We start from the raw sequence: 20171 nt of genomic DNA on the forward strand, positions 1-20171 counted from the left end.
GGGTACGCGCTGGAAACCCAGTCCCGCCCGGTCTACGGGCCCGCGTTCTTCGCCGACGACCGCCCCAACCCGAGCGTCGTCGCGCATGAGTTGGCATGCCGCGCGGCCTGCCGCGCCCGCCGGCGAAGGCTTGCGACCGCAAGATCACGCAACATCCTGGAAGTAGTGGCCTCCAGCGCGCGCGAGACCACTACTTCCAGGATCGAGCGCGATCTTGGATTGCCCGGCGCGGGCCGGATCGGCCTGCGGGGGGCCCGGGGCGGCCTGCGGGCGGCGCAGGGCTGGGCAGGGCAGGGCTGGGCGGCGCAGGGCTGGGCTGGGCTGGGCTGGGCAGGGCTGGGCTGGGCTGGGCAGGGCAGGGCAGGGCAGGGCAGGGCAGGGCAGGGCAGGGGGTGGGTTGGTTCAGGTGCTCAGGTCGGCGGTGGGGATGGACGGGCCGTCGCCGGCGAGGCGGAAGGAATCGATGCCGGCCGGCTCGACAAGCCCGTCCTGCACCAGGCCGGCCAGGGCTCGGGCGCGCTGGACGTCATCGGTCCAGACCTGGTCCAGCCGTGCGTGCGGCACCGGGCCGGTGGCCTCCCGGAGCACCCCGAGCAGGAGGCCACGTACCTGTCGGTCGGTGCCCGCGTACCGCTGGGGTCGGCGCGTCGGTCCCGTTGGAGCCTGCTGGCCGGAGGCCCGCCACGCGCAGGTCGACTCGACCGGGCAGGCCGTGCAGCGTGGAGACCGGGCGGTGCAGACGACCGCGCCCAGTTCCATGAACGCGGCGCTGGCCAGCGCTGCCGCGGCCGGTTCCGTCGGGAGCAGCTCTTCGGTGGCGACCAGGTCGGCCGGCCGGGTGACCGGTCCGGCGTCCGGTTCGCCGGCCACCGCCCGGCAGACCACCCGACGCACGTTGGTGTCGACCACCGGGTGTCGCTGCCCGTACGCGAATGCGGCCACCGCCCGCGCCGTGTACGTGCCGACTCCCGGTAGGGCCAGCAGCTGCTCCAGGCGGTCCGGCACCTGACCGCCGTGCCGGTCGACGATCGCCACCGCGCATTCCCGCAGCCGGACCGCCCGACGGGGGTAGCCGAGGCGTCCCCACATCCGGATCGCCTCGGCGGGGGTGTCCTCCGCCAACGCTGCCGGATCCGGCCAGCGGGCCAGCCACGCCTGCCAGGCCGGCAGCACCCGGACAACCGGTGTCTGTTGGAGCATGACCTCGCTTACCAGGACGGCCCACGGGCTGGTGCCCGGTGCACGCCACGGGAGGTCACGGGCGTGTTGTTGGAACCATCGGCTGACCTGGGTGGCGAAATCGGGTTGAGTCATGGCGTCGTCGATGATGTCACGCGCGTTGGTCCCGCTGGGTGGGCGGCTCGGGCGGGGTGTCCCGACGGCGTCCTCCGGATCGGAGAGAATGCGCGGATGAACGAGCTCGCGATCACCGTCATCGGTCGGGACCGGCCAGGCATCGTGGCCGACGTCGCCGAGGTGCTGGCCCGACTGGGCGCGAACCTCACCGACAGCACGATGACCCGGCTGCGGGGGCATTTCGCGATGACCCTGATCTGCACCGGCCCGGCCGCCGCCGAGGTTGAGGCCGCGCTGGCGCCGCTGGCCGCCGAGGGTCAACTACTGGCGACGGTACGCGCGGTCACTCCGGACGGTGAGGTTCCCGCGGCGGGTGAGCCGTACGTGCTTGCGGTGCACGGTTCGGACCGGATGGGCATCGTCGCGGCGATGACCCGGGTGCTTGTCGACGCCGGCGGAAATGTCACAGACCTGAGCACCCGGTTGGCGGGTTCGCTCTACGTGGTGCTGGCCGAGGTCGAGTTGCCGGCCGGCGTGGCCGACGCACTTGTGGACCGGCTGCACCGGACGGCTGCCGACCTGGGCGTGGAGGTCACGCTCCGGCCGGCGGACCCGGATCTGCTGTGAGCGGCGCGGAGCGCGTGCCGGAAGCCGAGACGTACGCGGGTCTGGGCGGCTGGACACCGGAGGCGCTAGTCGTGGCGGGTGCGGTGCGGGCGGTGTTGTCCGCCCCGCATCAGGTGTTGAGTCGGGCCGCCGACGAGGTCGATCCGACGTCGGACGAGACGGTTCAGCTCGCGGCCGACCTGGTCGCCACGATGCGGGTTTCGCCGGGCTGTGTGGGGTTGGCCGCCCCGCAGGTCGGGGTGGGTGCTCGGGTCTTCGCCGTGGACGTGACCGGGCACCCGAAGGCGGTGACGGTGCACGGGACCTTCGTGTTGTGCAATGCCCGGGTGGTGGAGGCGACCCGGTGGAAATCGGGCCGGGAGGGCTGCATGTCGGTGCCGGACCTGACCGGTGATGTGAAGCGGGCCAGCCGGCTGGTGGTCGAGGGTGACCTGCCGGGCACCGGCGGTCCGGTCCGGTTGGTGACCGACGGCTTCGAGGCGCGGGCGTTGCAGCACGAGATCGACCACTGCGCGGGGCTGCTCTTTCTGGATCGGGTGGCCGGTGCGCACGCTGTCTATCAGCGCAAGGTCTACCTCTGAGCGGGTGCCGGCCGGCCGTCCTGTCCGTCCTGAGTGGACTGTCGCGGTGGCGTCCCGGCGGGGCTCCGGCGCGTCGCGCCGCGCTGGCGGGTGCGGCGCGGCTACGGTGGGGGGCATCATGCGTCTGACGGTCGGCCCCCTGCCACCCGCCGTGTACTGGCGGCGTCGCGTCGTCGTACTTGGAGCGGGGCTTCTCTTCCTGATTGTCCTGCTCTACTCCTGCACCGGCTCGGGTCGCACCGGCGACGACCCGAAGGCGGCCGGGTCACCGACGGCCACGCCCACCGGGGCGACAGGTCCGGCCGACCCGGTTTTGACACCACAGACCGGGACTCCACCGCCGTCCGCGTCCGCGGATCCGGGCGGGACGAACCAGGGTGCGGCGAACCCGAGCCCCGCGATCACCAGCAACGAGCCTCCGCCGGGCGCGGTGGGCGGTTCGGTGGACGACGGCACCTGCACCGACGCGGAGATCCGCGTGGTCTCGGTGGCGCGTCCGACCTCGGTCCAGCGCGGGGCGATGGTCGACCTGGAACTCAAGATCAAGAACACGTCGGACCGGACGTGCAGCCGCAACGTCGGCGCCGACCTGCAGGAGATCTTCATCAAGTCCGGCGCCGAGAAGGTCTGGTCCTCGGACACCTGCGGCAAGGTCCAGGGCTCGGACGTGCAGTCCTTCACCCCGAACTTCGAGCGCTCCTACGAGGTGGCGTGGAACGGGCGGGACACCAGCCGGTGCGACGGCAGCGGGCTGGCCGCCGGGCCGTTCCCGCCGCTGGGCACGTACGAGGTGTTCGCCCGGGTCGGCACCAAGCTCAGTGCGCCGGTGAAGCTCACCGTCACCGGCTGAGCCGGATCAGACGTACCGTTCCAGGATCGACGCCTCGGCGAGCCGGGACAGCCCCTCACGGACACCACGCGCCCGGGCGTCACCGACCCCTTCGACGGCCTGTAGATCCTCGACTGTCGCGCCGAGCAGCCGTTGCAGGCTGCCGAAGTGCACCACCAGGCGGTCGACCACCGCCACCGGCAGTCGCGGCACCTTGGCCAGCAGCCGGAAGCCGCGTGGGCTGACCGCGGCGTCCAACGCGTCGGACGCGGCCGGGTAGCCGATCGCCTTTGCCACCGACACCAGATCGATCAACTCGGTGGCTCCGAGCAGGTCCAGCTCGACAAGTGCCTCGTCCAGGGTCCGCGACTTGCGACCGACCGGGAGGTAGTCCCGGATGACAAGCGTCCGGTCGGCGTCCACGCCGGCCATCAGTTCGTCGAGTTGGAGGGCCAGCAGACGACCGTCGGTGCCCAGCTCGACAACGTAACCGGCGATCTCGTCGGCGATCCGGCGAACCATCTCCAGGCGCTGCACCACTGCCACCGCGTCCCGCACGGTGACGAGATCCTCGATCTCCAGTGCGGAGAGCGTGCCGGAGACCTCGTCGAGCCGGAGCTTGTAGCGCTCCAGGGTGGCGAGCGCCTGGTTGGCGCGCGAGAGGATCGCCGCCGAGTCGTCGAGCACGTGCCGTTGGCCGTTGACGTAGAGGCTGATGATCCGCATGGACTGGCTCACCGAGATGACCGGGTAACCGGTCTGCCGGGCCACCCGCTCGGCGGTGCGGTGCCGGGTGCCGGACTCTTCGGTCGGGATGGACGGGTCGGGCATCAGGTGCACGGCCGCCCGGACGATCCTGGTGCCGTCGCTGGAGAGCACGACAGCGCCGTCCATCTTGCACAGCTCGCGCACCCGCGTCGCGGAGAACTCCACGTCAAGCGGGAAACCGCCGGTGCACAGGCCCTCGACGACCTTGTCGTAGCCGAGCACGATGAGCGCGCCCGTGCGGCCGCGCAGGATGCGCTCCAACCCGTCGCGCAGGGCGGTGCCGGGGGCCATCAGGGCGAGGTTGGCACGCAGTGGGTCCCCGGCGCTCCCGGCGGCTCCCGCCGTCACGCTCACGCTGATCGGGCGGGCGGGCGAGCCCACGGCACCGGTGCGGGCCTGGGGCGGCGCACCGGCTGGCTTGGTGGTATCGCGGTCGATCGGCACGGAGACAGTCTACGGACTGCCGTGCGGTGGGTGCTGTCGTGGTTACTGTGATGTGTCACGATGCGGCCCTTCCAACCCGTTTCCCGCTTGCGACCTGCTGTCCGGTTTTGCCGCCCCCGTCGGCACGCCGGGTCACTCGGCGGACGCGCGGGCCGCATGGTGCAGCGCCGAACGGACGTCCGTGACCTCGGTCACCCGCATCTGCTGGGGACCGGCACCGGTGCTGGCCGGGCCGCAACCGGGCGGCACCAGGGCCACCTTGAACCCCAGCCGGGCCGCCTCGGCCAGCCGGCGGGGCACCGCCCCGACCCGACGCACCTCGCCGGTCAGACCCACCTCGCCGATCGCCACCAGGTGCGGCGCGATGGCCAGGTTGAGCCCGCCGGAGGCCACCGCCAACGCGACAGCGAGGTCCGCGGCCGGCTCCACCACCCGGATGCCGCCGACGGTGGCGGCGAAGACCTCCCGGTCGTGCAGGGTCAGCCGCTCGGTGCGCCGTTGCAGCACCGCGAGCACCATCGCCAGTCGCGCCGAGTCCAGACCGGAGACGGTGCGTCGGGGCGAGCCGGCCACCGTCGCGCCGATCAGCGCCTGCACCTCGGTGACCAGGGCCCGCCGCCCCTCCATCGCCACCGTGACGCAGGTGCCCGGGACCGGTTCTGCGTACCTGGTCAGGAACAGCCCGGACGGGTCGGCCAGGCTGCTGATGCCGCCCTCGTGCATCTCGAAGCAGCCCACCTCGTCGGCCGCGCCGAACCTGTTCTTCACGCCGCGCACCAGGCGCAGTGAGGAGTGCTTGTCGCCCTCGAAGTGCAGCACCACGTCGACCAGGTGCTCCAGCACCCGAGGCCCGGCCACCTGGCCGTCCTTGGTGACGTGCCCGACCAGCACGGTGGCGATGCCCCGCTCCTTGGCGACCGAGACCAGCGCGGCGGTGACCGCGCGCACCTGGGTCACCCCACCGGGCACCCCCTCGGTGCCGGTGGTCGAGATGGTCTGCACCGAGTCGAGCACCAGCAGGCCCGGCTTGACCGCGTCGAGGTGACCGAGCACCGACGCCAGGTCGCTCTCCGCCGCGAGGTAGAGCTGGTCGTGCAGGGTGCCCATCCGTTCGGCGCGCAGCCGCACCTGGCTTACCGACTCTTCCCCGCTCACCACGAGCGAGGGGCTGCCGGAGCCGACCGCCCACTGCTGGGCCACGTCCAGCAGCAGTGTCGACTTGCCCACACCGGGCTCGCCGGCGAGCAGCACCACGGCACCGGGCACCAGGCCACCGCCGAGCACCCGGTCGAGCTCACTCACCCCGGTGGGACGTGCGCGGGCCGGGGCGGCGCTGATGGTGGCGATCGGCCGGGCCGGCTCGGCCGGCATCCGGGAACTCACCACCCGACCGGAAACGGTCGGGCCGGTCAGCGTGCTCTCCACCACCGCGCCCCACTCGCCGCACTCCGGGCAGCGCCCCACCCACTTGGGCGGCTGGTGCCCGCACGCGTCGCACTCGTAGGCCGGGCGCGGCTCGCGGGCGGCGGACCGGCCACGGGCGGCACCGGCAGTGCCGCCACGCGAAGGGGTCGATCGGGAGGTGGTCACATCAGGACGCTAGCCCTCTCGTACGACGAAAACACCCCGGCGTGGTGGTCACCACGCCGGGGCGTCTGTCGATACGGGGGTCGGGTCACTCGTGGGTCGTGCCGCCCTCGTCGCCCTCGTAACCGCCCTCACGCTCGATGATCGGCGAGGGCGGCGCGGCGGGGGTCAGCGGCACCGCGATCGGCGCCTGGCCGGTCACCGTGTTGCCGTTGCCGAAGTCGAAGGTCACCGAGACGTTCTGGCCGGAGCGCAGCGCCTCGGTCAGGCCGATCAGCCGCAGCTGCGAGGTGGCCTCGGAGTTGAGCTGGATGTAGCTGAGCGGAGCCAGCTCGATCCGGGCCAACTGCCCGGGCGCGGCCGGGCTGGCCGAGCCCGACGCCCGCGCCGACTCCGGGGCGGACGGCGTGGCCGAGGACGACCCGGTCTCGGACGGGGTCGCCGACGGGCTGGCCGAGCGGGACGTGGGGGTCGACGGGCTCTGCGAGCCGGACGGCGACGCGCTGCCGGACGGCGACGCGCTGGCCGAGGCGGACTCCGAGGCGGACGGCGCCGGGCTGGCCGAGCCGCCGCTGATCCGCACCTCGCGAGCGCTCTCGGTGGTGACGGTGACGGTGACCGTCTGCTTGGAGTCGTTGTAGATCACGACGTTCAGCGGAGCGTCCTGGCCGGCCCGGTAGCCCTCGGTGCCCGGGTAGTCCACGAACAGGCCCCGCACCGAGAAGGAACCGTTGCTGGTGGTGAGGCTGACGCCCTGGACCGACGGCTCTTTCAACGCGGTCTCGGCGATCTGACCGGTGCCGCATCCCGATGCCAGCAGGCCGGTTGCCGCAATCCCGGACAGCAACAGGGCCGCCCGCCGGGATCCCCTGATCGAGCGCGTCACGTCGGTCCTCCTCGTCACAATCCCCACCCGGGCCGCAGGGCCGGGCACGGTGGCCATACCCGCGCAGACCGCGCTCCAGGGTAGTTGGGGCTGATCGAGGCCCGCACGCGGACCCGGCAATGCCACCTGGCCGGGTGCCGCTCACACCACCCGACCGCTCGCCACCAGCAGGACCACGTCGATCAGGGCCACCAGCATGACCGCCCGGAAGGCCGCCACCGGCCGCCGGCCGGCCCGGACCGCCGAGCGTCCGGCGTACCAGCTCAGTGCCGGCACCACGGCGGCCGTGCCGACCGCGGCCAGCCCGATGGCCGACGGCGGCCCGGGTGGTCCGAGGACCAGGGTCGCGGTCGCCGCGAGGAGCAGACCGGCCGCCGCCGCCCGGCTCCCGGCGGACCCCAGCCGATGTGGCAGGCCGCGCACACCGGTCCGGGCGTCGTCGGCTAGGTCGGGCAGCACGTTGGCGAAGTGCGCGCCCGCCCCCAGGCAGGCCGCCGCCACCAGCAGCCAGGCGGGTGGGGTCGGCTGACCGGGCAACGCGAGCACCACGAAGGCGGGCAGCGCGCCGAAGGAGACGGCGTACGGCAGCACCGAGAAGGCGGTGGCCTTGAGCGGCCAGTCGTAGAGCAGCGCCGAGACCAGGGCGAGGGTCAACCAGAACGCCGCCGTCGGGTTCGTGGTGAGTGCCAGCAACGGACAGGCCACCGCGGCCGCCGCCGCGGCCCAGGCCGTGGTGCGCCGGCCGACCGCGCCGGCGGCGACCGGTTTGTCGGTACGCCCCACCGTGGCGTCCCGCTCGGCGTCAAGTGCGTCGTTGGTCCAGCCCACGGCGAGCTGGCTGGCCAGCACCGCGAGCACCACCGAGGCGATTCCGGACGGCTGGTGGCCCACCCCCCACGCCAGCAGGCCGGCGACCGCGGTCACCGCCGCGGCCGGTTCCGGGTGGCTCGCCCTGACCAGCCCTAACACCCTCGGCGACATAACGGAAGTCTGGTCGTTACCGAGCAGTCGTGCCACTCTCGTGCCATGCGAGACGTGGCCGCGTCGGCGGCGTCCACCGGCCCCCGGGTGCTGCCGCGGAACGACCCGCGCCAGTACGACGACCTGGCCGGTGAGTGGTGGCGGCCGGATGGCGCGTTCGCGATGCTGCACTGGCTGGCTGCGGCCCGCGCGGCGCTGGTGCCACCGGCGACCCGCCCCGACGAGGTGCTCGTCGACCTGGGGTGCGGTGCCGGCCTGCTCGCGCCGCACCTGGCGGGCAAGGGCTACCGCCACGTCGGGGTGGACCTGACCCGCTCGGCACTGCTGCAGGCCGCCGAGCACGGCGTGCGCGCGGTCCAGGGTGACGCGACAGCCGTCCCACTTCCGGACGGTTGCGCCGACGTGGTCTCCGCCGGTGAGTTGCTGGAGCATGTGCCGGCCTGGCCGCTTGTGGTCGCCGAGGCGTGCCGGCTGCTGCGTCCGGGCGGCCTGTTGGTGCTCGACACCCTCAACGACACCGCACTGGCCCGGCTCGTCGCGGTCCGGATCGCCGAGCGGCTGCCGACGGTGCCGCGCGGCATCCACGATCCACAGTTGTTCGTGGACGCCCGGGCGTTGGTTGCCGAGTGCGCCCGGCACGGCGTCGACCTGCGGGTGCGCGGCGTCCGTCCGCAGGTGGGCGGCCTGGTCCGCTGGTTGTTGCGGCGAGCCCGCGCGGGCCGGGCGGGCACGACGTCGGCCGGCCGCGATCCGCGCATCGTGCCGACCCGCTCCACCGCGGTGCTCTACCAGGGGTGGGGGGTCCGAAACGGATAGTCCGGCCCGTGGCGGGGTACGGCACTGGTGAGGATGGAGGCGACATGACGGTGCACGCGCTTGAGGCTGCCCGCCGGTTGGCGCCGCGGTTCGCCGCGCGGGCCGCAGAGCACGACCGGGACGGTTCCTTTCCGGTGGACGACTTCGCTGATCTGCGGGAGGCCGGCCTGTTCGGGTTGCTCGTCCCCCGCGCGCTCGGCGGCATGGGGGCGACCTTCGCCGAGTACGCCGCGGTGGCCACCGAGCTTGCCCGGGGCAACGGGGCGACCGCACTCGTGTTCAACATGCACGCCTCCGTGACCGGGGCGCTGGGCGCTGTCACCGAGGAGTTGGCCGAGGCGTTGGGCGTCCCGGACGAGGCGCTGACCGCCCGGGACCGCCTGCTCACCGCCGCCGCGGCGGGCTCCTGGTACGCGGTCGCGATGAGCGAGCGGGCGGCCGGCGCCCGGTTGTCCCAGCTGAGCACTGTCTACGAGGCCACCGACGAGGGCTGGCATCTCAAGGGCAGCAAGACCTTCTGTTCCGGTGCCGGGCACGCCGACGGTTATCTGGTGGCGGCCCGCAGCGTGGCCGACCAGTCGGTGGTCTCGCAGTTCCTGGTGCCGGCCGGTGACGGCCTGACCGTGGAGCCGACCTGGGATTCGCTCGGCATGCGCGCCACCTCCTCGCACGACTTGCACCTGGACGTCACGGTGCCCACGGACCGGCTGCTCGGCGGGGTCGAGGGTCTGGCGTTGGTGGTCGCCCAGTTGATGCCGCACTGGCTGGTGGCCAGCTATGCGGCCGTCTACGTGGGGGTGGCACGGGCGGCGATCGACGCGGCCGCCGAGCATCTCAACAAGCGCCGGTTGACCGGCCTGCCGGCGGTGCGGGCCCGACTGGGTCGGGCGGACGCGGCGACGGCCGCCGCGCAGTTGGTCGTCGCCGAGGCGGCCCGTCGGGTGGACGAGGCGCCGGGCGACGCGGAGACGAACCGCTGGGTGTGGCGGGCGAAGCTGCTTGCCGGCAGCACGGCCGCCGAGGTGGCGGCGTCGGTGCTGGAGGCGGCGGGCACCTCGGCTACCCGTCGTGGGCACCCGTTGGAGCGGCTCTACCGGGATGCCCGCTGCGGTTCGCTGCACCCGGCCACGTCGGACGTCTGCGCCGACTGGCTCGGCATCGCCGCGCTGGGCGGCGACCCGGATCGTGACGGATCGGCACCGCGTTGGTGAGCCGGCAGTCCGGGGCTCGTAGGAAAGATCGGCCAGCCGAGGTGGCTGGTGGGACGGCCAGGGGGAGGACAGCATCTGACGAGAGGTGGGGATCGTGTCCGTACCAGTGATCGCGGGGCTCGGGACTGCGCAGCCGCCGTCCGCTTCGCAGGACGAGTTGTGGGAGGGCTTCTTCTCCCGGCACTTCTCCGGCACCACCCGGTCGTTGGCTCAACGAATTTTCGCGAACTCCGGGGTGACCCGGCGGCAGGCCGCTGTCAATCCGCTGCTTGAGGATGTCTCGGACTGGCCGACCGAGCGCCGGATGCGCCGCTACCAGGTGGAGGCGCTGCCGCTGGGCAAGGAGGCGGTGGGCCGGGCGTTGACCGCCGCCGGGTTGGGCGCCGGCGACATCGGGTTGTTCATCGTCTGCTCCTGCACCGGCTACGCCACTCCGGGGCTGGACATCCTGCTCGCCCGGGACCTGGGCATGGCGGCGGACACCCAGCGGATGTTCATCGGTCACATGGGCTGTTACGCGGCGCTGCCGGGGCTCGGCGCGGCGAGTGACTTCGTCACCGCGCGGGGGCGGCCGGCGCTGCTGCTCTGCGCGGAGCTGACCAGCCTGCACATCCAGCCGTCGAGCGCCCGGGTGGACACCCAGCAGATCGTCTCGCACGCTCTCTTCTCGGACGCCGCGGTCGCCGCCGTGGTCGTGCCGGGCGGCCCGGGGTACGCGTTACGCGAGGTCACCTCGGTCACCGACACCTCGACGGCCGACCACATGACCTGGGACGTCACCGATGCCGGTTTCCGGATGGGCCTGTCGCCGAAGGTGCCGCAGGTGCTGTCGAGGTACGTGCGCGGGTTGGTCGACGAGCTGTTGGCCCGGCACGGCGTCACGAGTTCCGAGGTGGACGGTTGGGCGGTGCATCCGGGCGGGCCGCGGATCCTCAACGTGGTGGAGCGCGAGCTGGCCCTGCCCCCGCAGGGGCTGGCGGCGTCCCGGGCGACGCTCGACGAGCATGGCAACTGCTCGTCGCCGACAGTGTTGCTGATCCTGGACCGGTTGGGCCGCTCGACGCCGGCGGCTCGCCGCATCGTCATGCTGGCGTTCGGCCCCGGCCTCACCCTCTACGCCGCCCTGCTCGATCGACAGACGTAACCATTCGCCTGTGGGATCGGTACGCTTGGTGGATGGATGCGACGGCGGACGAGCGACTGCGCTCGGCGGTGCTGTTCGGCGCGGCGGTGGCGGTCCTGGTCGCCGGTGGCTGGTGGTGGCGCTCTGCCGCGCCCTCCCCGGCGGCCCGGCCGACCGGTGCGGCGACCGCACCTGCTGTGCGACCGAGCGTCAGCACCGAGCTGGACCGCGCCCTGGTCCGGAGTGCCGAGGTGACGGCGCGGGTCGATGCCGAGACGGGCCGGACCGTCGGGGCGCTGGACGCCCCGCGGGCGATGGTCGACCCGGCGACCGGCATGATCACCGACATCGAGGGTGATCCGAGTTGGCTCTTCTTCCAGGGTGAGCTGCCCCCGTTCAGCGACACCATCTGGCGGGAGCAGTCGGTGCTCGTGCCGGGGCAGCGCGTCGTCCGGCAGGCGGGGGGTGGCGACGCCCGTCATTTGTTGCAGTACCGGTGCACCAGGCCGGGCACGCTGACGGTGACCCTCTTCGATGCCGAGCTGGCCGGGCCGTCCGAGATCGACTGCGACGGCACGACCACCAGCGCCCAGGTGCTCTCGCACGGCAATCCGTTCCGGGTGACGTTGTCGACTGTCGGGTTGCGGGAGATCGACGTCGAGGCGCAACTCGTCGCCCTGCCCCGATAGGGCCGGCCGTGCCCGCGTGCGGCGGTCAGCCGGCGAGGGCGATCAGGTCGTTCCGGTAGGAGTCGACAGTCCCCAGGTCGGGCAGCACCCGGGTCACGGTGCCGGCGCGGTCGACAAGGAGTGCGGTCAGGGTGTCGGAACGGACCGGTTGGCCGAGGAACGACCGCAGTCCGCCGGCAGGGTCGGCAAGTGCCCGGACACCCCTGCCGCCCGGTGGCGCTGTCGCGATCGCCCGCCCTCCGGCGACGGTGATCACCGTGACCCCCGGGGGTGCCGCCGTGGTGGCCTCGGCGATCCGCTCGGGGCAGGGGCAGCCATCCACCAAGATGATCATGGCGGGCAGTAGGCCGCGCAGCGGCACCGGCGCCTGGCCGGCGTCGACCAGGTCCAGCGCGGGCAGTGCCCGGCCGGCGACGGTCGCGTGCGGCGTGTACGGGGCCGGGGTCGGACGGTCGGTGCCCCGGCTGGTGCGGGGCCAGGCGACGGCGACCAGGCCAGCCATCGTGGTGAGTAACGCGACCACCAGCACCAGCAGTGGCAGGGTCAGCTGGCGAGTGTGGTCGCCGGTGGCGCGGCGCAGTTCGCGACGAAGCTGGGCGGCCTCGTCGGCCAGCGCCGAGGCGTCGTCCGGGACCACGATGCGACCCCACTCGGGCGGTAGGCCGGGCAGGCCGTCGGCTGGCCCGTGACCTTCGGCATCCGGCTTGCCCATCGGACCTCCTGGACGGGGCTCGAGAGCGGTGTGTGGCTCGGTCTCCAGGGTCCCGCACCGGGGGCACCTCCCGCTACACCTGGGCGCACTACCGCCGGCCGGGATACCATGGGAGGAGCGCATAGCCCTTGATCTCGACGTTCTGTTCACCCGTGCCGGGCAGTCATCCGCACGTTACGGAGCGTGTTCGAACCATCGGTTTGACCGCCTGTCAAGCTGAAGAAAGACCTCTCACAGGGCCCCTGAGCTGCGCCAACGGTCAGGACATCGGTGAGACATCGGTGCCTGAGCGTGTTACCCTAGACACAGCGAAAGGGGTTTCGAACCTATGGTTTTCAGTGTCGGCGAGACCGTTGTTTACCCCCACCACGGGGCCGCACTCATCGAGGCAATCGAGACTCGGGTCATCAAGGGCGAGCCTAAGCAATACCTCGTCCTGAGGGTCGCGCAGGGTGACCTGACGGTCCGGGTGCCGGCCGAGAACGCCGAGATCGTGGGCGTACGTGAGGTGGTCGGCGAAGAGGGCCTCGGTAAGGTCTTCGACGTCCTGCGGGCTCCGCACACCGAGGAGCCGACCAACTGGTCGCGGCGTTACAAGGCCAACTTGGAAAAGCTGGCGTCCGGCAATCCGCTGAAGGTCGCCGAGGTCGTTCGTGACCTGTGGCGCCGGGAGCGGGAGCGGGGCCTCTCTGCGGGCGAGAAGCGGATGCTGGCCAAGGCCCGCGACATTCTCGTCGGTGAGGTCGCGCTGGCCGAGAAGAGCACCAAGGATGAGGCGGAGACGCTGCTCGACAAGGTCCTCACCGAGGCCTAGTCCGTAGAGCATCGTCGTCTTACCAAGTAGCGAAGAAACCACCGAGGACCGCGACGTGACCGCGCAGCTCAATCCGCGCGGTGACGTCGCGGTCCTCGTGCCTGCGGCGGGTGCCGGCGTACGGCTCGGCCCCGGCCGACCCAAGGCGTTGCGCCTGCTCGCCGGCGAACCACTGCTCGTGCATGCCGTGCGTCGACTGGCCGCCGCGCCGTCGGTGCACACGATCGTGGTGGCCGCGCCGGTCGCCGACGTGCCTGCCGTCCGCGAGCTGCTGGCCCCGGTCGCACCGGTGATCGTGGTGGCCGGCGGCGCGGAGCGGCAGGCATCGGTGGCCGCCGCGCTGGCCGCGGTGCCCGCCGGCCCGACGATCGTCCTGGTGCACGACGCCGCCCGCGCGCTCACCCCACCTGAGCTCGTCGAATCCGTCGCTGCGGCAGTTCGTGACGGGCGCGACGCGGTGATCCCGGTGCTGCCGGTCGTCGACACCATCAAGGAGGTGGATGCCGACGAGGTGGTGCTCGGCACCGTCGACCGCTCCGCACTGCGCGCGGTGCAGACCCCGCAGGGTTTCCGCCGGGCCGTGCTCATCGCCGCGCACGCCGCGGCCGGCGACCCCCTCACCGACGACGCCGGGCTTGTCGAGAAGCAGGGCGTCGCTGTGAGTTGCGTGCCGGGATCGGAGTACGCAGTGAAAATCACCCGGCCGTTCGACCTGGCGCTGGCCGAGCACCTGCTTGCCGGCTCCAGTTGACGCGTACCCTCTGATCATGATCGTTCCCCGGGTGGCCATCGGCACCGACGTCCACGCGTTCGAGCCGGGCCGACCCTGCTGGGTCGCGGGCCTGCTCTGGCCCGACCAGGATGGCCTCGCCGGGCACTCGGACGCTGACGTGGTCGCGCACGCCGCCTGCAACGCACTGCTCTCCGCCGCCGGCCTCGGTGACCTCGGCTCCGCCTTCGGGGTGGACCAGCCGGAGTGGGCCGGTGCCTCCGGAGTGGCGCTGCTCACCGAGACGGCCCGCCGGGTGCGCGCGAGTGGCCTGGAGATCGGCAACGTGTCGGTTCAGGTCATCGGCAACCGCCCGAAGATCGGCCGCCGCCGGGCAGAGGCCCAGGAGGTGCTCTCCGCTGCCGTCGGTGCCCCGGTCACCGTCTCCGCCGCGACCACCGACGGGCTCGGCTTCGCCGGGCGCGAGGAGGGGCTCGCCGGCGTCGCGGTGGCCCTGGTGTACGACGCTCCGGCCACCTAAGCTCGCCGCGATGTCAAGCGACCCAGCCCCCGACCGTTCCGCCGCCGACGGCTACCTCCAGCGGGCCCAGCTCCTTGCCGAACTCGGGCGCCACGACGAGGCGGCCGGGGAATTGACCTACGGGTTGGCCCTACGACCGGACGACGTGGACGCCCTCACCGCGCTGGCCCGGGTGCACCTGGCGGCCGGCCGCCCCGCCGAGGCGCTCGCCGTCGCGGACACGGCCGTGGCGGCCGTACCCGAGGCCCTCCCGCCGCTGGTCGCCAGGGGCATGGCGCTGGCCGACCTGGAGCGATATTCCGAGTCGGCGGCCACCGCCGACCGGATCCTCGCCCTCGGCCCGGCGGACGCGTACGCCCAGTGGAATGCGGCGGCGCTGCTGGCCGACGCCCGTAACGGCCAGCCAGCGCTGAACGCGGCCTGGCGTGGCGTCGAACTGGCACCGGAACAGCCGCAGGCGCACCTGGTGCTCAGCCTGGTCGCCGCCCGGCTGAACCTGTTCGACCTTGCCGAGCGGGCCTACCGGGAGGCGTTGCGGCTCGACCCGCGCGTCGCCGAGGCCAGCCAGGATGTGGGTGTCCTGCGGTTGGAGCAGCGCCGCTGGTCGCAGGCATTGGCGCACGTCGCCGAGACCGTCGCGATCTCCCCGAGCCGCATCGACTCGCCGCGCACGCTCGCGCACGGCCTGCACCGCCTGGTGCTCTACGGCGCGGGTTGGTCGCTGGCGGCGGCGGTGCTGGTGGCCGTCGCGGCCTCGGCGAACGACGGGTTCTCCCGGGTGTTGGCGGTGCTCGCCGCGCTCACCGGGGGGATCGTCGTCTGGCAGCTCGCGGCCCGGTTGCCGGGGCTGACCCGGACCGTCCTGCCGGCCCTGCTGCACACGGACCGGGCGATCGCCCTGGCCGTCTACGCGGTGGCCGCCGCGCCGCTGCTGCTGCTGGTGTACGCGGTGGTCGGCTCCCCCTGGCCCCTGGTGCTGGCCATCGCCACCACGGCGGTAGCCGAGTTCGCAGTCTTCACCAGAACAGCGATCCGCTAACCCCCGGCAGCACCACCAAAGATCAACAAGCGTCGTGCAGCTCGACCAGATCAGGGGTTTCGCCGGAGCCCGCCCGCGTCGGGATCAAGCCTGACCGCCCAGAGCGGGTGGGCTCCGGCGAAACCCCAAAGGCCGACTACACAGAACGCGCCCACGTCCAGGCGTATCCCTCGTCCTCGCAGCCGCTGGCGGCGTCGCAGAGATCCAGGGGGCGGAAGGTGTCGACCATGACGGCCAGCTCGTCGAAGTAGTCGGCCCCGATGGACCGCTCGGCGGCGCCCGGCTGGGGGCCGTGGGTGAAGCCGGACGGGTGCAGGGAGATCGAGCCCTGCTCGATGCCGGAGCCGCGGCGGGCCTCGTAGTTGCCGCCGGTGTAGAAGAGCATCTCGTCGGAGTCGACGTTGTGGTGGTTGTACGGCACCGGAATCGACTGCGGGTGGTAGTCGACCTTGCGGGGCACGAACGAGCAGATGACGAAGTTGGGGCCCTGGAAGGTCTGGTGCACCGGCGGTGGCTGGTGGATGCGGCCGGTGATCGGCTCGAAGTCGTGGATGGAGAACGCCCACGGGTAGAGGTGGCCGTCCCAGCCGACCACGTCGAACGGGTGGTTGGCGTAGACGTAGCGGGTCCAACCACGCCGGTGGCGGACCAGCACCTCTGCCTCTTCGCCGTCGACGAGCAGCGGGGCGTCCGGGCCGCGGACGTCGCGTTCGCAGTATGGCGAGTGCTCAAGGAACTGGCCGCGGACGGAGAGGTAACGCTTGGGTGGGCCGATGTGGCCGGCGGCCTCGACGGTGAGCAGGCGGACGGGTTGGTCGCCGGTGGGCACCAGCCGGTGGATGGTCGAGGTGGGGATGACGACGTAGTCGCCGGCGACCGCGTCCAGCACCCCGAACGGGGATTCGACCCGCAGGGTGCCCGACTCGACGTAGAGGCAGTGGTCGCCGGTGGCGTCGCGGAACAGCGGTGAGGGCCGGTCGGCGAGCACGTACCCGATCCGGACGTCGTCGTTGGCGAGCAGGTACTGCCGGCCGAGGATCGGGTCGGCGCTGCCGGTGTCCAGCTTGTGGGTGCGCAGGTGGCGGGGCTTGAGCGGCAGGTTCGGGGCCCGGGTGAACGCGGGTGGGGTGAACTCGTCGGCGGCCAGGATCGCGGTGGGCGCGTGCCGGTGGTAGAGCAGTGACGAGTCGGAGGAGAAGCCCTCCTGGCCCATCAGCTCCTCGGCGTAGAGGCTGCCGTCGGGCTGGCGGAACTGGGTGTGGCGCTTGCGCGGCACCTCGCCGACGCTGCGGTAGTACGGCATCTCGCCTCCCGATATGTCCCGTTCACCGGCCGAAGGCGTCCGATAATCGGACGCTGTTGTCCGTTCCTTGTAGCGTCCCGTACATTCTTGTTCCGTGTCAACGCAGGTGCCCGCGCTCCTCCACGGCCTGGTGGACGACGCCGCCGTCTTCCCTCCGGGCAGCGCCGCGCTGCCCGACGCCCTGACCGCCCACCGCCGGCACCGCACCGCCTGGTACGCCGACCTGGTCGGCCCGCTGCTCGTGCCCGCCTCCACAGTCGCGGCCGGGGAGCTGAGTGGTCTCGTCGACCCGGGTGAGGGCCTGGTGATCGGGGTGATCGGTGACACCGGCATCGCCCGCCTGCCGTTCGCGCTGTCGTTCCTGGCACCCGACGGCGTGACCGCACGGCAGGTAGAGGTGGCGGTCGCCAAGCGGGGCGAGGACCCCCTGCCCGGCATCGCCGAGCTGCTGCGACTTACCGACGCCATGACCGGCGTCGCGGCCGTGTACGCCGAGCTTCCACTGACCTTCGGGCTGATGGGCGCCCTCGACGCGCTCGTCGCCGCCCGGGCCGACGGGGTGCCGGTCGCCGCGAAGTTCCGCACCGGCGGACTGGCCGCCGAACTCTTCCCCACCCCGGCCGAGCTGGCCGCCGTGATCTGCGCCTGCCGGGACCGGGGCCTGCCGTTCAAGCTCACCGCCGGGCTGCACCAGGCGGTCCGGCACCTCGACCCGGAAACCGGCATCACCCACCACGGGTACGCCAACGTGCTGGCCGCGACGCTCGCAGCCGCCGACGGCGAGAGCATGGGCCGGGTCGCCGAGTTACTGAGCGCGCTCGACCCGCGCCCCCTGTTGGAGCGCGCGACGGCACGGCTGCACGAACCCCGGCCACTCTGGGTCGGCTTCGGCTCGTGCAGCATCCTCGAACCACTTACCGATCTGATCCGGCTGGGGCTGGTGAACGGGGGCTACGACGCATGACCTGGGTGACCGGCGTTGACGGCTCGCCGTACGGGGTGACGAACCTGCCGTACGGGGTCTTCCGGCGCGACGGGGATGGGCCGCGGATCGGCGTACGGATCGGGTCGTGGGTGTTCGACCTGGCCGCGGCCGAGACCGCGGAGCTGGTGCTTGCCGCCGGAGCGTTGTGCCGACCCACCCTCAACGAGTTCATGGCGCTGGGCCGCCCGCAGTGGCTCGCGGTGCGGCAGCGGATCACCGAACTGCTCACCGACCCGACGCACCGGGCCGACGTGGAGCCGATGCTGGTGCCGCTCGACGACGTGGAGCTGGTGCTCCCGATCGAGGTGGCCGACTACGTCGACTTCTACTCATCCGAGCACCACGCGTCGAACGTCGGGCAGATCTTCCGCCCCGGCCAGCCGGCGCTGCTGCCGAACTGGAAGCACCTGCCGATCGGCTACCACGGGCGGGCCGGCACTGTGGTGGTCTCCGGCACGCCGGTGACCCGGCCGACCGGCCAGCGTGCCTCCGCCGAGGGCCCGGTCACCGGTCCGTCGGTACGCCTCGACATCGAGGCCGAGGTCGGCTTCGTGGTGGGCGTACCCAGCCGGTTGGGCGATCGGGTGTCGGTCGACGACTTCGCCGACCACGTCTTCGGGGTGGTGCTCGTCAACGACTGGTCGGCCCGGGACATCCAGGCCTGGGAATACCAGCCGCTCGGCCCGTTCCTCGGCAAGTCGTTCGCCACCTCGGTCTCGGCCTGGGTGACGCCGCTCGACGCGCTCGGCGACGCCTTCGTACCGGCCCCCGAGCAGGACCCACCGGTTGTCGAATACCTCCGCGACGTGCCGCACCTGGGTCTGGACCTCCAGTTGGCCGTGCTGTGGAACGGCAAGCTGGTCAGCGAGCCGCCGTTCGCCACCATGTACTGGACGCCGGCACAGCAGTTGGCCCACCTCACCGTCAACGGCGCGGCACTGCGCACCGGGGACCTGTACGCCTCCGGCACCGTCTCCGGCCCGGAGCGGGCGCAGGTCGGCTCGTTCCTGGAGCTGAGCTGGGGTGGGGCCGAGCCGGTCACGGTGGGCGACGAGAGCCGCACCTTCCTCGCCGACGGCGACACGGTGACCATCACCGCCACCGCTCCGGGCCCGGACGGCACCACCATCGCCCTGGGCGAGGTGAGCGGCACCATTCGTCCGGCCAACTGAGCTGTCGCATTCCATCCGTCTCGTGCACGGGACCGGTTATCGCACAGCCCGTGCGATAACCGGCAGTGGTTGACCCGTTGATCGTCCGGATCCCGTTGCCCCGCCGCGCGATCCGAGCCGGGGTCAACCCGGCTGCCAGCGGTGGGGCGCCCATCGCACACGGAGGTAACGACGATGCACGATCTTGCCGGCGCGGTATGGCGTACCAGTAGCCGTTCCAACGACCAGGGGCTCTGCGTGGAAGTGGCGGACAACCTGGTAGATGTCCATGGTCTGGTCGCGGTCCGCGACTCCAAGGACCAGTCCGGCCCCACACTCGCGGTCAGCCCGCCGGGGTGGACAGCCTTCATCGGCGCGATCCGGGCCGGTCGCTTCGAACACTGACCGGAGCATCGGCACCGGTCGGCGACGCCCGGTGCCGAGCAGCCGTCCAATCGGACAGAGTGGCCTCCGGGTGGTGGAAATTCCGTCCCGGAGGCCCCGTCCGGCCCTCACTCCGCGTACCGTCGGGGACACGGGAGGCGGGCATGTCGACGGTGGCGGTTACCAGGTTCATCGAGGCGCACGCTGTCGATGTCTGGGGTCTGCTGACCGACCTGCCCGGCCGGTCGGCCCGACTGACCGCCGCCGGCCCGATCGCGGTGCTCACCCCGGGTCCCTTCGGGCCGGGCACCGCCTGGCGCGAGGAGCGCGCCCAGCCCGGCGGCGGCACCCTCTTCGAAGAGTTCCTGGTGGTGGAGGCGGTCGCCCCGCACCGGTTGGTGCTCTGTTCCTCGGGTGCCGGCGTGGACTACCGGATCACCTGGACTCTGCGACAGGTCCAGCGGCGCCGTCGGGGCTGCACGGCGGTCACCGTCACCCACGAGGCCGTGCCGACCGCCCCGTACGGTCGGGTGGTGGCGCTGCTGCTCGGCGGCCTCGCCGCGCGGGCGGTCGAGGTGGCGCTCGGGCGCGACCTCGCTGACCTGGCCGTGGCGGCCGGTGCCGGCTCCGTCGAAGCCGCCTGAGCGCCGGCCGATCAACGCCGCCGCTCCGGTTGGTCGCCGCGACCTGCGCGG

22 protein-coding genes are annotated in these 20171 nt (G+C 72.5%); 15 read left to right on the forward strand and 7 right to left on the reverse strand.

Annotated elements, in window-relative coordinates:
* Positions 1 to 402: 402 nt before the first annotated feature.
* Positions 403 to 1314 (reverse strand): A/G-specific adenine glycosylase, encoded by a 912-nt coding sequence (locus AB0B85_RS18055; protein ID WP_357408588.1) that lies wholly within the window; start codon positions 1312 to 1314, stop codon positions 403 to 405.
* A gap of 96 nt (positions 1315 to 1410) precedes the next feature.
* Between AB0B85_RS18055 and AB0B85_RS18060 the strand changes: the two genes are divergently transcribed.
* The 3 genes from AB0B85_RS18060 to AB0B85_RS18070 all read left to right on the forward strand — a co-directional run bounded on the left by AB0B85_RS18060 (position 1411) and on the right by AB0B85_RS18070 (position 3354).
* The gene (locus tag AB0B85_RS18060) at positions 1411 to 1923 is read left to right on the forward strand and encodes an ACT domain-containing protein (protein WP_357408590.1); all 513 of its coding nucleotides are present in this window, start codon (positions 1411 to 1413) and stop codon (positions 1921 to 1923) included.
* A 14-nt stretch (positions 1924 to 1937) separates the two neighbouring features.
* A complete protein-coding gene (locus AB0B85_RS18065) occupies positions 1938 to 2504 on the forward strand; it encodes a peptide deformylase (RefSeq protein ID WP_357408796.1) in 567 nt (188 codons plus the stop codon).
* 118 nt (positions 2505 to 2622) lie between these two features.
* Positions 2623 to 3354 carry a hypothetical protein gene (locus tag AB0B85_RS18070; RefSeq protein ID WP_357408592.1) on the forward strand — a complete coding sequence of 244 codons (732 nt, stop codon included), beginning with the start codon at positions 2623 to 2625 and terminating at the stop codon, positions 3352 to 3354.
* A 6-nt stretch (positions 3355 to 3360) separates the two neighbouring features.
* Here AB0B85_RS18070 and disA read toward each other — a convergent pair whose 3' ends face one another.
* The 4 genes from disA to AB0B85_RS18090 all read right to left on the reverse strand — a co-directional run bounded on the left by disA (position 3361) and on the right by AB0B85_RS18090 (position 7999).
* On the reverse strand, positions 3361 to 4545 hold the full coding sequence (disA, locus tag AB0B85_RS18075) for a DNA integrity scanning diadenylate cyclase DisA (RefSeq protein WP_145778622.1): 1185 nt from the start codon (positions 4543 to 4545) through the stop codon (positions 3361 to 3363).
* Positions 4546 to 4677: 132 nt separating this feature from the next.
* A complete protein-coding gene (gene radA / locus AB0B85_RS18080) occupies positions 4678 to 6135 on the reverse strand; it encodes a DNA repair protein RadA (RefSeq protein ID WP_357408595.1) in 1458 nt (485 codons plus the stop codon).
* An 85-nt stretch (positions 6136 to 6220) separates the two neighbouring features.
* Positions 6221 to 7018 (reverse strand): hypothetical protein, encoded by a 798-nt coding sequence (locus AB0B85_RS18085; protein ID WP_357408596.1) that lies wholly within the window; start codon positions 7016 to 7018, stop codon positions 6221 to 6223.
* Between the two features lie 141 nt (positions 7019 to 7159).
* On the reverse strand, positions 7160 to 7999 hold the full coding sequence (locus AB0B85_RS18090) for a UbiA family prenyltransferase (protein ID WP_357408598.1): 840 nt from the start codon (positions 7997 to 7999) through the stop codon (positions 7160 to 7162).
* A 45-nt stretch (positions 8000 to 8044) separates the two neighbouring features.
* On the opposite strand from AB0B85_RS18090, the gene AB0B85_RS18095 reads away from it, so the two are divergent.
* From AB0B85_RS18095 to AB0B85_RS18110, 4 genes are all read left to right on the forward strand, one after another.
* Positions 8045 to 8815, forward strand: coding sequence for a methyltransferase domain-containing protein (locus AB0B85_RS18095; RefSeq protein ID WP_357408600.1), 771 nt, complete (start codon positions 8045 to 8047; stop codon positions 8813 to 8815).
* 44 nt (positions 8816 to 8859) lie between these two features.
* A complete protein-coding gene (locus AB0B85_RS18100; RefSeq protein ID WP_357408602.1) occupies positions 8860 to 10026 on the forward strand; it encodes an acyl-CoA dehydrogenase family protein in 1167 nt (388 codons plus the stop codon).
* Between the two features lie 94 nt (positions 10027 to 10120).
* Positions 10121 to 11170, forward strand: coding sequence for a type III polyketide synthase (locus tag AB0B85_RS18105; RefSeq protein WP_357408604.1), 1050 nt, complete (start codon positions 10121 to 10123; stop codon positions 11168 to 11170).
* 32 nt (positions 11171 to 11202) lie between these two features.
* Positions 11203 to 11838: a hypothetical protein gene (locus tag AB0B85_RS18110; RefSeq protein WP_357408606.1), complete on the forward strand. Its 636-nt coding sequence runs from the start codon at positions 11203 to 11205 to the stop codon at positions 11836 to 11838.
* Positions 11839 to 11863: 25 nt separating this feature from the next.
* Here the strand turns inward: AB0B85_RS18110 and AB0B85_RS18115 are convergent, their stop codons facing one another.
* A complete protein-coding gene (locus tag AB0B85_RS18115) occupies positions 11864 to 12550 on the reverse strand; it encodes a hypothetical protein (RefSeq protein ID WP_357408608.1) in 687 nt (228 codons plus the stop codon).
* 328 nt (positions 12551 to 12878) lie between these two features.
* On the opposite strand from AB0B85_RS18115, the gene AB0B85_RS18120 reads away from it, so the two are divergent.
* The 4 genes from AB0B85_RS18120 to AB0B85_RS18135 are packed head-to-tail and all read left to right on the forward strand — an operon-like array spanning position 12879 to position 15653.
* Positions 12879 to 13364: a CarD family transcriptional regulator gene (locus tag AB0B85_RS18120; RefSeq protein ID WP_007073334.1), complete on the forward strand. Its 486-nt coding sequence runs from the start codon at positions 12879 to 12881 to the stop codon at positions 13362 to 13364.
* 55 nt (positions 13365 to 13419) lie between these two features.
* Positions 13420 to 14115, forward strand: coding sequence for a 2-C-methyl-D-erythritol 4-phosphate cytidylyltransferase (gene ispD / locus AB0B85_RS18125; RefSeq protein ID WP_357408610.1), 696 nt, complete (start codon positions 13420 to 13422; stop codon positions 14113 to 14115).
* Between the two features lie 13 nt (positions 14116 to 14128).
* Positions 14129 to 14614, forward strand: coding sequence for a 2-C-methyl-D-erythritol 2,4-cyclodiphosphate synthase (gene ispF / locus AB0B85_RS18130; protein WP_357408798.1), 486 nt, complete (start codon positions 14129 to 14131; stop codon positions 14612 to 14614).
* Positions 14615 to 14624: 10 nt separating this feature from the next.
* Positions 14625 to 15653, forward strand: a complete 1029-nt coding sequence (locus AB0B85_RS18135; RefSeq protein WP_357408612.1) for a tetratricopeptide repeat protein — start codon at positions 14625 to 14627, stop codon at positions 15651 to 15653.
* A gap of 136 nt (positions 15654 to 15789) precedes the next feature.
* On the opposite strand, the gene AB0B85_RS18140 is transcribed toward AB0B85_RS18135, so the two are convergent.
* The gene (locus AB0B85_RS18140; RefSeq protein WP_357408614.1) at positions 15790 to 16956 is read right to left on the reverse strand and encodes a cupin domain-containing protein; all 1167 of its coding nucleotides are present in this window, start codon (positions 16954 to 16956) and stop codon (positions 15790 to 15792) included.
* A gap of 94 nt (positions 16957 to 17050) precedes the next feature.
* On the opposite strand from AB0B85_RS18140, the gene AB0B85_RS18145 reads away from it, so the two are divergent.
* The 4 genes from AB0B85_RS18145 to AB0B85_RS18160 all read left to right on the forward strand — a co-directional run bounded on the left by AB0B85_RS18145 (position 17051) and on the right by AB0B85_RS18160 (position 20120).
* The gene (locus AB0B85_RS18145) at positions 17051 to 17920 is read left to right on the forward strand and encodes a hypothetical protein (protein ID WP_357408616.1); all 870 of its coding nucleotides are present in this window, start codon (positions 17051 to 17053) and stop codon (positions 17918 to 17920) included.
* Positions 17917 to 19113, forward strand: coding sequence for a fumarylacetoacetase (gene fahA, locus AB0B85_RS18150; protein WP_357408618.1), 1197 nt, complete (start codon positions 17917 to 17919; stop codon positions 19111 to 19113). Before AB0B85_RS18145 ends, fahA begins: the two co-directional genes overlap by 4 nt.
* Before the next feature lie 174 nt (positions 19114 to 19287).
* Positions 19288 to 19497 carry a DUF397 domain-containing protein gene (locus AB0B85_RS18155; protein WP_357408620.1) on the forward strand — a complete coding sequence of 70 codons (210 nt, stop codon included), beginning with the start codon at positions 19288 to 19290 and terminating at the stop codon, positions 19495 to 19497.
* A gap of 143 nt (positions 19498 to 19640) precedes the next feature.
* Complete coding sequence (locus tag AB0B85_RS18160) at positions 19641 to 20120, forward strand: SRPBCC family protein (protein ID WP_357408622.1); 480 nt, start codon at positions 19641 to 19643, stop codon at positions 20118 to 20120.
* Positions 20121 to 20171: the final 51 nt, after the last annotated feature.

The organism is Micromonospora sp. NPDC049044 (assembly GCF_040649215.1).
Lineage (GTDB): Bacteria > Actinomycetota > Actinomycetes > Mycobacteriales > Micromonosporaceae > Micromonospora.